Below are 13,411 nucleotides of genomic sequence, written 5' to 3'. Positions count from 1 at the left end.
CGCGGAGAGGTGGGCCATTGGAGTGACGTCCCGTCATGCCCCCGGTGGTGCGCAGAGCCTGTTCTCGATGCTCGGCGATCCGAACGCGCCCGGCAAACGGAGGGCGACCGCGACGGGCGGAACAATCGGTAAATAAAGGTCAATAAGTAGCATGGCGGACGGTAGGGCCTGCCCTACCCCGTTCCCTGCGCCCTGGCCGATGGCTCCCGTCACCGCCCGGCTTCTACCGTGACCCGCATGCGTCCCCTCAACCTGCGGCAGGCCCTGGCGCGACCCGGCTTCCTGCTCTCGGCCTGGCCCTGGCGGGCGGCCGGTTACCTCCTCAGCAGCGCGCCGGTCGGCATCGTGGTCCTGGTGGTGCTCCTCCTCGGCGTGGCGGTGGGCGGCGCGCTCGCGGTGTTCCTGATCGGACTGCCGCTGCTCGTGATGCAGGTCTTCGCCGGGCTGCCGGTGGCCGCACTGGAACGCCGCCGACTGCGGCTGGTGGACCGCAGACCCGCCCCGACGCCGCACGTCGAACCGGTGCAACCGGGGCTGAAGGCATGGGCCGCACCCGGCTGCGGGAGCCCGCGGCCTGGCAGCTCGGCCACACCCTGGCGTTCGCGACCCTGCTGTGGCCGTTGGACCTGCTGGCAGCGGTCCTCGCGGTCGGCGTGCCAGTGGCGCTGATCAGCACACCGGTGCTGATGGCCACGGTGGGCGGAGGTGAGGAGGTCCGGGTGCTGAAGACCTGGCTCGCCACGTCCTGGCCGGAGGCGTTCGGCGCCGCGGCCGCGGGGGTGCCGCTGCTCGCGGTCGGCGGCTACGTGCTCGGCGTCATGGCCTGGGGCCGCGCCGAGCTGACCCGGATGCTGGTCGCTCCGCCGGAGGAACCGGGCGCGCGGGTCGAGGAACTCGTGCGCTCCCGGGTCCGGTTGGTGGACGCCTTCGAAGCGGAGCGGCGCAGTATCGAACGTGACCTGCACGACGGCGCCCAGCAGCGCCTGGTCGCGCTCACCATGACCCTGGGCCTGGCCCGCCTCGACGCACCGCCGGGGCCGCTCGCCGACCAACTCGCCAAGGCCCACGACGAGGCGGGCAAGGCCCTCGAGGAGTTGCGCGAGCTGATCCGGGGCATCCACCCGAAGGTCCTCGCCGACCACGGCCTCGGCGCCGCCGTCGCCGACGCGGCGGACCGGTCGGCCGTTCCGGTGGACGTCGTCGTCGACCTGCCCGGGCGGCTGCCCGAAGCCGTCGAGTCCGCCGGGTACTTCGTGGTCCGTGAGGCACTCGCGAACATCGGCAAGCACAGCGGCGCGACCCGCGCCGAGGTCGCCGGCAAGTACGAGTACGGGCGGCTGGCCATCGAGGTGCGCGACGACGGCAGGGGCGGCGCCGAAGCCGCCAAGGGCAGCGGGCTGACCGGGCTCGCCGACCGGGTGTCGGTGCTCGATGCAGAATCTCCCTGTCGAGCCCGCCCGGTGGACCGACCCTGCTGCGTGTGGAGATCCCTTGCGAGTGGACCGAGCGCTTCGCGTAGTGCTGGCCGAGGACAGCGTCCTGCTGCGCGAAGGGCTGATCGCACTGCTGGGCCGCTTCGGCCACCAGGTCGTCGCAGCGGTCGATGACGCCGACGCGCTGACGGCCGCGGTCGCCGAGCACTCGCCGGACATCGTCGTCACCGATGTGCCGATGCCGCCGGGCTTCCAGGACGAGGGCATGCAGGCAGCGGTAAGGCTCCGTACCGAGCAGCCGTCCCTCCCGCTGCTCGTCCTCAGCCAGTACGTCCAGCGCACCTACGCCTCCGAGCTCCTCGACTCCGGGGACGGTGCCGGGGTGGGCTACCTGCTGAAGGACCGGGTGGGCCAGGTCGAGGAGTTCCACGCCGCACTGCAGGACGTCGCCGCGGGTGGCACGGTCGTCGACCCCGAGGTGGTCAGGCAGCTGATCCGCCGCCGCCGCGATCCGCTGGAGCGTCTGACCCCGCGTGAGCGCGAGGTGCTCGGGCTGGTCGCGGAGGGGAAGTCCAACAACGCGATCGCCCGCCGGCTGGTCGTCTCCGAGGCGGCGGTGGGCAAGCACATCGGCTCCATCCTCGCCAAGCTGGACCTGCCACCGGCGGACGAGACCCACCGCCGGGTCCTGGCGGTGCCGGCCTACCTCCGCGCCTGAGCACGTGCGGGCTGGACCAGGACCTCGCCGATGACGTGACGCGCGATCGTCGCCATCACCGGGTTCGTCTCCCGGTAGTGGCGCAGCTCCATCAGAGCGACCGACAGGGCCCAGCCCCGCCCCCGCGCCCAGGTGGCCTCGTCGGTGCCCAGTTCGTCGCGGAAGACGTCACGCGCCGCCGCCGGCAGGACGTACCACGCAGGCAGCAGGTCGACGGCGGGCTCGCCGAGGCCGAGGCACCCGAAGTCGATGACGGCACTCAGCCTGCCCCGGTCCAGCAGCAGGTTCCCGGGTTGCAGGTCCGCGTGGATCCACACCTTCGGACCGTGCCACGGGGGCGCCGCGAGAGCCGCCTCCCACACCGTCAGGGCCCGTCCTGCGTCGAGATCCCCGGCGAGGTCCGCGATCGCCTCGCGCGTGAGCGCGTCCCGCGAGGCGAGTGGTTCGCTGCGGTACGAAGGGGGCCCGCCGGCCGGGTCGGCATCCTGCAGCGCCGCGGCGAACTCCGCGAGCTCCCGGGCGAGTCGCACCGGCTCAGCGACCCGCCCTACCGCCGGGTTCTCGCCCTCGAGCCACCGGTAGACGGACCACTGCCAGGGGAAGCCTTCCGCCGGGCTCCCCTTGCCCAGGGGTGCCGGGACCGCCACCGGCAGCGCCGGGGCGAGCCGCGGAAGCCACCGGTGCTCCTTCTCGACGTCGTCGGCGGACCCGGCGGAGCGGGGGAGCCGTACGACCATGTCGTCACCGAGCCGGTACATGGTGTTGGAGGTGCCCGCGGAGCCGACCCGGGTGACAGGCAGGCCGGACCACTGCGGGAACTGGGCGGCGAGCAGCGCGCGCACCAGGGATACGTCGATGGCCGTGCCGTCGGGTCGCATCCGGCGAGCCAAACCGCTGGGCGCGGTGCCCGTCAACCCGATTTCGGTCGGCCCCGGGTCGTCAGCCGGCGCTGTGCCCGGAGCGGGCCGGCACCGAATCGCCGAGAGCGTGAAGAGAGCGCCGTATCAGGGCCGCGTAGAGGGCGGAGACGACGACCATGCCGGCGGGCAGGGCGAGGTCGACGCGGCGACTGGCCGATCGCGCCCACCTGCCGCTCGGTGTCATGGCCGGTGCCCGTCACCACCGCCCCAGCCGTGACCTGAGCCGGCCGCCGCACCAGCCGGAGCAGGCGCTCACCGCTCTGCAGGCGCTTCAGGCCATGACGGCGGGCTCCGCCCGCGCGGCGGGCGAGGAGCACGAGGCGGGCCGGCTCGCCGTCGGGCACCGCGCCGACCTGACCGTCCTCGCCGACGACCCCGACGCCGGCCTGTAGGCGTGCCTCGTTGCCCCCCGACCGGCCGACACCGGGCCGGGGGGTGTCCGGGCATGACCTCTCGGCGGTCATGTACTAGAGTTATCTCGACATCGAGATATCTGCCGAAGGCGTACCGCAAGCCGCCACTCGGTAAGGGTTACCTAACTAAGCCTTACCTTAGCGGATCGGCGAGGAGCCGGGGCGGCAGCATTGAGGTAGTACGCGCACATTGATGAAGGAGACTGTCGTGTCGGCGAACAGCTTCGACGCCCGCAGCACGCTGCGCGTGGGCGACGAGTCGTACGAGATCTTCAGGCTGGACAAGGTCGAGGGCGCAGCGCGCCTCCCCTACAGCCTCAAGGTCCTGCTGGAGAACCTGCTCCGCACCGAGGACGGCGCGAACATCACCGCCGACCACATCCGGGCGCTCGGTGGGTGGGACTCCCAGGCTCAGCCCAGCCAGGAGATCCAGTTCACGCCGGCCCGCGTGATCATGCAGGACTTCACCGGCGTTCCCTGTGTCGTCGACCTCGCCACCATGCGTGAGGCGGTGAAGGAACTCGGCGGCGACCCGGCGAAGATCAACCCACTGGCCCCGGCCGAGCTGGTCATCGACCACTCCGTCATCGCCGACAAGTTCGGCACCGCGGAAGCCTTCGGCCAGAACGTGGAGCTGGAGTACGGCCGCAACAAGGAGCGCTACCAGTTCCTGCGTTGGGGCCAGACCGCCTTCGACGAGTTCAAGGTCGTCCCGCCCGGCACCGGCATCGTCCACCAGGTGAACATCGAGCACCTGGCCCGCACCGTCATGGTCCGGGGTGGCCAGGCATACCCCGACACCCTCGTCGGCACCGACTCGCACACCACCATGGTCAACGGCCTGGGTGTCCTCGGCTGGGGCGTCGGCGGCATCGAGGCCGAGGCCGCGATGCTCGGCCAGCCGGTCTCCATGCTCATCCCGCGCGTCGTCGGCTTCAAGCTCACCGGTGAGCTCAAGCCCGGCACCACCGCGACCGACCTGGTCCTCACGATCACCGAGATGCTGCGCAAGCACGGCGTCGTCGGCAAGTTCGTCGAGTTCTACGGCGAGGGTGTCGCGGCGACGAGCCTCGCCAACCGCGCCACCATCGGCAACATGTCGCCGGAGTTCGGCTCCACCGCCGCGATCTTCCCGATCGACGGCGAGACGCTGAACTACCTGAAGCTCACCGGCCGCTCCGAGCAGCAGGTCGCGCTGGTCGAGGCGTACGCCAAGGAGCAGGGCCTCTGGCTCGACCCGGCCGCCGAGCCCGACTTCTCCGAGAAGCTCGAGCTCGACCTCTCCACGGTCGTCCCCTCGATCGCCGGCCCGAAGCGCCCGCAGGACCGTATCGTCCTCGCGAACGCCGCCGAGCAGTTCGCCCAGGACGTCCGCAACTACGTGGACGACGTGGACGAGGCGGGCAAGGAGTCCTTCCCGGCCTCCGACTCCCCGGCCAACACGCCCAACGGCGCCCCCTCGAAGCCGGTCACCGTCACCGCCCCCGACGGCTCGACCTATGAGATCGACCACGGCGCCGTCACCGTCGCCGCGATCACCTCCTGCACCAACACCTCGAACCCGTACGTCATGGTCGCCGCCGCCCTGGTGGCCAAGAAGGCGGTCGAGAAGGGCCTGACCCGCAAGCCGTGGGTCAAGACCACGCTCGCCCCGGGCTCCAAGGTCGTCACCGACTACTTCGACAAGGCGGGCCTCACCCCGTACCTCGACAAGGTCGGCTTCAACCTGGTCGGCTACGGCTGCACCACCTGCATCGGCAACTCCGGCCCGCTGCCGGAGGAGGTCTCCAAGGCTGTCAACGACCACGACCTCGCGGTCACCTCGGTGCTCTCCGGCAACCGCAACTTCGAGGGCCGGATCAACCCCGACGTCAAGATGAACTACCTGGCCTCCCCGCCGCTGGTCGTCGCCTACGCCCTCGCCGGCTCCATGAAGGTGGACATCACCAAGGACGCCCTGGGGATCGACCAGGACGGCAAGCCGGTCTACCTGCAGGACATCTGGCCGACCGAGGCCGAGGTCAACGACGTCGTCGCCAACGCCATCGGCGAGGACATGTTCAACAAGTCCTACGCCGACGTCTTCGCGGGCGACGCCCAGTGGCAGGCCCTGTCGATCCCGACCGGCAACACCTTCGAGTGGGACCCGCAGTCGACCTACGTGCGCAAGCCCCCGTACTTCGAGGGCATGACGATGGAGACCACCCCGGTCTCCGACATCTCCGGCGCCCGTGTACTGGCCAAGCTCGGCGACTCGGTCACCACCGACCACATCTCCCCGGCCGGTGCGATCAAGGCCGACACCCCGGCCGGCAAGTACCTCACGGAGCACGGCGTCGAGCGCCGTGACTTCAACAGCTACGGCTCGCGCCGCGGCAACCACGAGGTCATGATCCGCGGCACGTTCGCCAACATCCGCCTGCGCAACCAGATCGCGCCGGGCACCGAGGGCGGCTTCACCCGCGACTTCACCCAGGACGGCGGTCCGGTGTCGTTCATCTACGACGCCTCGCAGAACTACCAGGCCGCCGGCACCCCGCTGGTGATCCTGGCGGGCAAGGAGTACGGCTCCGGCTCGTCCCGCGACTGGGCCGCCAAGGGCACCGCGCTGCTCGGCGTGAAGGCCGTCATCGCCGAGTCGTACGAGCGCATCCACCGCTCGAACCTGATCGGCATGGGTGTCCTGCCGCTGCAGTTCCCGGAGGGAGGCTCGGCCGAGGGCTTCGGTCTGACCGGTGAGGAGACCTTCTCCATCTCCGGTGTCACCGAGCTGAACGACGGCACCACGCCGCGCACGGTCAAGGTGACCACCGACACCGGTGTGGAGTTCGACGCGGTCGTCCGCATCGACACCCCGGGTGAGGCGGACTACTACCGCAACGGCGGCATCATGCAGTACGTGCTGCGGAACCTGATCCGCGGCTGACGTCCGGTACGTCCGGTCGGCCGGGCCGCCACCCCCGCACGGGGGTGGCGGCCTTCGCCGTGTTCCGGCAGGGCCGTGCCCAAGACGCTCACAGCGCGCCGCCGCCGGGCCGGCTTCACCCGCGGTGAGCGGTCCGGCCTGCAGGCCGGACCGACGACGAAGGGCGGGCGCAAGGTCCGTGGACCCGCGCCCGCCCGCCGTTCGCCCGACCGCTCAGGAGATCAGCTCGACCTCCGCGAGCGTCGCCTCACCCGTGGCCACCAGCCGGTAGTGCTCGTACGAGCCCGGCCGCTCCACGCTGAACACCCGGGTCTGCCTGTCCCAGTCGAAGGACTCGCCCGACCGCTTGTCCAGGTCCGTCCACGACGTGCCGTCGGCGGAGCCCTGCAGCACCCAGCCCGAGCAGGCCTTGTCCCTCGCGGCGGAGGTGAGCGTGTACTGCACCGCCTTCGCCGCCGCGGCGACCGGCAGGTCGACCGAGGAGAACGCCGCCGACGTGCCGGAGGAGTTGTCGAACAGCGGACCGCCCGCGGGGATCACGTCGTGGCGCGGCGTGGGCTTCTCGTCGTCCTGGGTGATGGAGACGGGGGCGGCGTTCCTGCCCGTGCCCCAGGTGGACGGCTTCGGACCCATGTCGAACTGCAACGTGCCACCCTTGGCGATGACCTCGTGCCGCAGCGCGGTGGAGTTCCACTTCTTGCCGTTGACCCTCAGGTCCTGCACGTAGATGTTCTCCGCGCTGTTCTTCGGGGCCTTCACGACCAGCTCGCGGCCGCCCTCCAGGTGCACGGTCGCCCTGGTGAACAGGGGCGAGCCGATGGCGTACTCGCCGCTGCCCATGACCAGCGGATAGAACCCGAGCGCGGAGAAGAGGTACCAGGCCGACTGCTCGCCGTTGTCCTCGTCGCCGTGGTAGCCCTGCCCGATCTCGCTGCCGGTGTAGAGGCGGGAGAGGACCTCGCGGACCTTCTCCTGGGTCTTCCACGGCTGCGAAGCCGCGTTGTACATGTACGTCGCGTGGTGGGCGACCTGGTTGGAGTGGCCGTACATGCCCATCCGGACGTCACGCGCCTCGGTCATCTCGTGGATGACGGAGCCGTACGAGCCGACGAACTCGGGGGACGCCGTCTCGGGCGTGGTGAAGTAGGAGTCGAGCTTCTCGCCGAGGCCGGAGCGGCCGCCGTAGAGGTTGGCCAGACCGCGGCTGTCCTGCGGAGCGGTGAACGCGTAGCCCCAGCCGTTGGTCTCCGTGTAGTCGTAGCCCCACACCCGCGGGTCGTACTTCTCGCTCGGCACCCGCCAGTCGCCCTTCGGGCTGCGGCCCTGGAAGAATCCGGCCTTCGAGTCGAAGAGGTCGACGTAGCCCTGCGCCCGGCCCAGGAAGTACTCCGACTCCTCCTTGTAGCGGGGGTTCTTCGTCGTCTTGTAGAGCGCCCGGCCCATCTCGGCGAGGCCGTAGTCGTTGAGGTAGCCCTCCAGCGACCAGGACAGGCCCTCATGGGTCGAGGTGGAGGCGTAGCCGAGGAACGGCGAGGTCTCCATGCCCTTGCGGCCGACACCGGAGGACGGGGGCACGACGGTGGCGTTCTTCAGTGCCGCCTCGTACGCCGCCTCGGCGTCGAAGTCGACACCCTTGACGTACGCGTCGGCGAAGGCCACGTCCGAGCTGGTGCCCGTCATCAGGTCGGCGTAGCCGGGGGAGGACCAGCGGGAGATCCAGCCACCGTCCTTGTACTGCTGGACGAAGCCGTCGACCAGCTCGCCCGCCTTCTTCGGGGTGAGGAAGGAGTACGCGGGCCAGGTCGTGCGGTACGTGTCCCAGAAGCCGTTGTTGACGTACACCTTGCCCTCGACGATCTTCGCGCCGGTACGGGTCGGGGTGTCGGGACCGGTCATCGGCGAGAACGGGCTGGCGTACCGGTAATCGGGCCTCTGCTTGGTGCCGGTGTTCTCGAAGCCCGAGTTCGGGTAGAGGTAGAGCCGGTAGAGGCTGGAGTAGAGCGTGACCAGCTGGTCGTGGGTGGCGCCCTCGACCTCGACCTTGCCGAGGATGTCGTCCCAGGCGTCCTGCGCCTTGCCCCGGACCTTCTCGAAGCGGGTCCCGGCCGGGATTTCGTCGGCGAGGTTCTTCTTCGCCTGGTCCACGCTGATCAGCGAGGTCGCCATCCGCAGGTTGACGGTCCGGTCCTGGCCCGCGTCGAAGCGGACCCGGCCGGTGACGCCCTTTGAGGCCGAGTCGGTGACCGGCGCGTCGAAGACGCCGTACACGAACAGCCGTGTGGCGCCGGTGGACAGGCCGCTCTTGACGTCCGAGAAGCCGGTGAAGGAACCGGCCGCCGGGTCGAGGGTGAGGCCGCCCTCCTGGGTGACGTTGTCGAAGAGCACGCTCGCGTCGTCACCGGGGTAGGTGAAGCGCATCATCGCCGCGTGGTCGGTGGGCGTCATCTCGGCCTTGAGGCCGTTCTCGAAGGTGACGCCGTAGTAGTGCGGGCGTGCGGTCTCGTTCTCGTGCTTGAAGGGCAGGGCCCGGGCCGTGCGCGAGGTGTCCGGGGTGCCGGCCGCCGCGGACGGCATCACCTGGAAGGTCTGCCGGTCCCCCATCCAGGGGCTCGGCTCATGGCTGGTGCTGAACGCCTGCACCGTGGGCAGGTTGTCCGCGTTGTTGCCGCGGGAGTACTCGTACAGCCAGCTCCGGGACCCGGCGTTGGTGACCGGGGTCCAGAAGTTGAAGCCGTGCGGGACGGCGGTGGCCGGGAAGGTGTTGCCCCGGGAGAACGAACCGCTGGAGTTGGTGCCGCGGGTCGTGGAGGCGTAGTCCGAGAGGTGCGCGAGCCGCTTCGCGGGTGCCTGGGGCGCGATCGTCACGTCGTCGATCCAGCCCTGGAACTTGGCCGGCCCCTTGGGGGAGTCGTACCCCACCAGGATCCGGTCGACCGTCCTGCCCGCGGCGACCGTGCCGATGCCGGAGGCGACGGCGTTCCACTGGTTGACGTACAGCCGCTTGGCGGCGCCCTGGCCCTGGGGGGTCAGCAGACCGCCGTGCGAGTCGGTCGCCTTCAGCTCGCTCAGATAGGTGCCGTCGGTGAAGGCGAGGTCGACGGAGACATTGGTCGCGGGGTAGTTCAGATCCGTCTCCGCCATGGCGGGAAAGATCTTGTAGGAGAGCTCGGTGTCGCGATGGACATCGATGTCGACGTCGAAGACCTTGTTGTACGAGTAGGCCCGGCCGCCCGGCTCGTGGGTGCCCGCGTACTTGAGGGCGCGCCTGCCGGTGAAGCCGGCGCCGGCCTTCGCGGTGGGGGAGCCGCTCGGGCCGCGGTCGACCTGGCTGCGCATGTCGTCGGGGGCCGGCGCACTCGTGTCCCCGTTAGAGAACTGCACGTCCGCCAACTGGGTGGCGGAGGACGCGCCGTTGTTCCTGGTGATCTCCAGACGATAGTGGGCGTACGCCGTCACCTCCGACGGGTCGCCGATGTCGAACGTCCTGGTCTCGAAGCGCTTGGCGAAGGTCTCTCCGGAACGCGTGTCGAGGACCGTCCAGTTCTGGCCGTCGGCGGAGCCCTTGAGCGTCCAGTCCCTCGGGTCGCGGTTGGCGAAGTCGTTCGCCGAGGTCAGGGCGTAGGTGGCGAGCTTGACCGGCTCGTCCGTGTCGAACTCGATCCAGGCGGTCGGTTCGAACCCCAGCCATTTGCTGCTCGGCAGCAGGTCGACCAGATTCTCCTTGGTCTCGCCGGCACTGGTGTTCTCGTCGCTTGCGCGCAGCTGGATCACCTTGTCGGTGACATTGCCCGGAATTCCGCCGGCGAAGCCGCCGTCCACTCCCGATGACCGCTTCTTTCCATCGGCGGTGACTTCAACGGTGTGGCGCCAGTCCGGCTGGGCTTCGTCCGCTTCGAATGATGACGTGAATTCCCGGTCGGCCGACGACGATTGCCCGGGCTCGGACGGAAGGGCGACGGCGGCGGAGGGAGCCGTCAACACCAGCATGGAAGCGGTCACCACCAGGGTGACCGGATTGATCTTTCGGTGCCGGGGTCTGGTTCTGGGCTGCATCCCGGATCTTCCTCCAGGGAGAGTTCGTTGGACAACGTTGTCAGGCGCGAGGCGCAGGCTCCAGTAGGGAGGTAAGTCCCGTACGGTGTCAAGGGCGTTGGCGGGGCGGGCCAGGTCGAATCGGATGTTCCACGAGGAATGCTGCGGTCGTAAGGGCGATTTCGGGGCTCTTCGGTCCCCGAGGTCTCAACTCGGGAAAGATGGCCCCCCAACCTTGCATTTGATCTTGCTCACACAGCGGGAAGTGGACTATACCTGTCGGCGTCCGCATAGCCGTTCCACATGACTGCGGACCAGGGGGGACGGTGGGCGGCGGACAGGTGCGGAGCGCACGGCCCGGCCGCAGACACTCCGTTCCCGCTGAAGCCGTGCACGACCCAAGCTTCACTGTGTTTCCCTTCGGGAAAGCGCAGCAACTGACTGCGGTGGCGGGGCCCTTCGCCTGAGGCGAGAAGGACGGGCGACCGGTACACCGCCTGAGTCCTGGAGAAGGCGAGGACTTGAGCATGGGATCCACCTCCGCCCACAACAACGAGGGCGTCGGCCGTCGCGATCTGATCAAGCGTTCTGCCGCGCTCGGCCTGCTCGCGATTCCTACGATGAGCTTCCTTTCCGCCTGCGCGAGCGGCGACGGCGGCTCGGAGAACAAGGTCGAGAAGGGCGAGAAGACCGCAAAGAACCCGCTCGGGGTCAATGGGACGGCCCCGCTGGAAGTCGTCATTTTCGACGGTGGCTTCGGCACGCAGTACGCCAAGGACGCGGTCGCCGTCTTCGAGAAGACCTACCCCAAGGCCCCCAAGGTCAAGTTCTCCGCCACGCAGAAGATCCAGTCGGTTCTGCAGCCGCGCTTCAACCAGGGCAGCCCGCCCGACCTCATCGACAACTCGGGCGCCGAGCAGATGGACATGGGCGTCCTGGTCGGCAAGAAACAGCTCGCCGACCTCACCCCGCTGCTCGACGCCGCGTCGATCGACGACCCGAGCAAGAAGGTCCGCGACACACTGCGGCCCGGGATCGTCGAAATGGGCCAGTTCGACGGCTCGCCCGTCTGGGTCTTCTACTACGCCTACACGATCTACGGCGTGTGGTACTCGCAGAAGGCGCTGGACGGTCTGGACGCCACGTACCCGGAGACCTGGGACGACATGCTGGCGGTCTGTGAGAAGGCCAAGAAGAAGGGCATCGCGGGCTGGACGTACGCGGGCAAGCACCCGTACTACATCCCGTTCTCGCTCTACCCGATGATCGCCAAGGTCGGCGGCCGCGAGGTCCTCGACGCCATCGACAACCTCGAGCCCAACGCCTGGAAGCACCCGGCCGTCAAGGCCTGCTTCGAGGCGTACTACGAGCTCTCCAAGAAGGGCTACATCCTCCGGGGCACCCCGGGGCTGGACCACATCCAGTCCCAGACCGCCTGGACCGAGGGCAAGGCGCTCTTCATCCCCAACGGCTCCTGGGTGGAGAACGAGGCCGCGAAGACCATGCCCAAGGACTTCGACCTCGCCGTCTCCGCCCCCACCGGCATCGACAGCTCCGACAAGATGCCGTTCGGCACGATGTGGGCGTCCGGCGGTGAGCCGTTCATCGTCCCGGCCAACGCCAAGAACCCGGCCGGCGGCATGGAGCAGCTGCGCATCATGCTCAGTGAGGCGTCGTCGAAGAACTTCACCTCACAGGTCAAGTCGCTGACCGCGTTCAACGGGGGTACCGGGGGCATCGAGCTGACGCCGGGTCTGAAGTCCGGTGTAGCGGCGCTCGACAAGGCCGGGGAGAACGTGGTGAACCCGCGCCTGCAGGACTGGTACGTCGCCCTGCAGAAGGAGAAGATCGGCGTGGGCGGTATCGGCGAGATGATGGCCGGCCGTCTCACCCCGGCCGAGGCGATCAAGAAGATCCAGGGCTTCGCCGACGAGGCCGCCAAGGACGACTCGATCAAGCACTACAAGCACCAGTGAGCGGACGTCACCAGCGGCGGCTGCGGCAGGAAGATCGGGGTCGGTAGGGATGCAGCACGGCAAGTACCGTTTCATCGTGGGGTTCCTGGCCTTGCCCCTCACGCTGTACGCGCTCTTCGTCATCTGGCCGTTCATCCAGTCCATCTACTATTCGTTCACGGACTGGACGGGACTGAGCCCCGACTTCCAGATGGTCGGCTTCGACAACTTCAGCAGGATGCTGGAGGACGACGTCTTCTGGAAATCGCTGCAACACAGCCTGATCCTCGTACTGCTGCTGCCGCTGGTGACGCTCAGCCTGGCACTGTTCTTCGCGTTCATGCTCAATGTGGGGGGCCGGCGCAGAAAGAACGCCAAGAACGCCGGAGCGATCACCGGCGTGCGCGGGTCGTCCTTCTACAAGATCGTGTACTTCTTCCCCCAGGTCCTCTCGATCGCGATCGTCGCGCTCCTCTTCCAGTTCGCTTACAACCCCAACAGCGGTGCGATCAACTCGGCCCTCAAAGCCGTCGGTCTGGACGACATCCAGCCGGTGTGGCTGGGCGATCCCGATCTGGCCCTGTGGTGCGTGACGGCGGTCCTCATCTGGAGCACCGTCGGGTTCTTCGTGGTGCTCTTCTCCGCCGGAATGGCCTCCATCCCGAACGACTTCTACGAGGCCGCGCTCCTCGACGGCGCGAGCCGCATCACGACCTTCTTCAAGATCACCCTGCCGCTGCTGTGGGACACCGTGCAGTCCGGCTGGGTGTACATGGGCATCCTCGCGCTCGGCGCGGAGTCCTTCGCGGTCGTCCAGATCATGACAGTCGGCCCGAACGGCGGCGGCCCCGACTACTCGACCATCGTGATGCCGCTGTACGTGTACCAGAAGGCCTTCCGTGACGGTCAGGCCGCCTACGCAACGACGATCGGTGTCGCCCTCCTCATCGTCACGCTGCTCTTCGCGGCGATCGTGATGCGGCTGGGCCGGCGCGAGCGGCTGGAGTACTGACT

Annotated in this window: 6 protein-coding genes and 2 pseudogenes; 6 read left to right on the top strand and 2 right to left on the bottom strand. The window is 68.9% G+C overall.

Annotated elements, in window-relative coordinates; translation table 11 throughout:
- Positions 1 to 237 precede the first annotated feature (237 nt).
- Positions 238 to 1,519 (top strand): annotated as a pseudogene (locus IE198_RS23135) (sensor histidine kinase).
- Positions 1,519 to 2,151, top strand: coding sequence for a response regulator (locus IE198_RS23130; RefSeq protein ID WP_189889806.1), 633 nt, complete (start codon positions 1,519 to 1,521; stop codon positions 2,149 to 2,151). The pseudogene IE198_RS23135 and the gene IE198_RS23130 overlap by 1 nt, the downstream one beginning before the upstream one ends.
- Here the strand turns inward: IE198_RS23130 and IE198_RS23125 are convergent.
- Entirely contained in the window at positions 2,136 to 3,029 is an 894-nt protein-coding gene (locus IE198_RS23125; protein ID WP_189889652.1) for an aminoglycoside phosphotransferase family protein, read from the bottom strand. The genes IE198_RS23130 and IE198_RS23125 overlap by 16 nt on opposite strands.
- A gap of 189 nt (positions 3,030 to 3,218) precedes the next feature.
- Between IE198_RS23125 and IE198_RS23120 the strand changes: the two are divergent.
- A pseudogene (locus IE198_RS23120) lies at positions 3,219 to 3,448 on the top strand (amidohydrolase family protein); the annotation flags it as partial.
- A gap of 244 nt (positions 3,449 to 3,692) precedes the next feature.
- Positions 3,693 to 6,410, top strand: coding sequence for an aconitate hydratase AcnA (gene acnA / locus IE198_RS23115; protein ID WP_308426845.1), 2,718 nt, complete (start codon positions 3,693 to 3,695; stop codon positions 6,408 to 6,410).
- 213 nt (positions 6,411 to 6,623) lie between these two features.
- Here the strand turns inward: acnA and IE198_RS23110 are convergent, their stop codons facing one another.
- Entirely contained in the window at positions 6,624 to 10,463 is a 3,840-nt protein-coding gene (locus IE198_RS23110; protein ID WP_189889646.1) for a GH92 family glycosyl hydrolase, read from the bottom strand.
- 506 nt (positions 10,464 to 10,969) lie between these two features.
- Between IE198_RS23110 and ngcE the strand changes: the two genes are divergently transcribed.
- Together ngcE and IE198_RS23100 are read left to right on the top strand one after the other, a co-directional pair.
- Positions 10,970 to 12,418, top strand: coding sequence for an N-acetylglucosamine/diacetylchitobiose ABC transporter substrate-binding protein (gene ngcE, locus IE198_RS23105; RefSeq protein WP_189889644.1), 1,449 nt, complete (start codon positions 10,970 to 10,972; stop codon positions 12,416 to 12,418).
- Between the two features lie 49 nt (positions 12,419 to 12,467).
- Positions 12,468 to 13,409, top strand: coding sequence for a carbohydrate ABC transporter permease (locus tag IE198_RS23100; RefSeq protein ID WP_189889642.1), 942 nt, complete (start codon positions 12,468 to 12,470; stop codon positions 13,407 to 13,409).
- Positions 13,410 to 13,411 lie beyond the last annotated feature (2 nt).

The organism is Streptomyces xantholiticus, assembly GCF_014651015.1.
GTDB classification, from domain to species: Bacteria; Actinomycetota; Actinomycetes; order Streptomycetales; family Streptomycetaceae; genus Streptomyces; species Streptomyces xantholiticus.
This window is presented reverse-complemented; position numbering and strand designations above follow the sequence as displayed.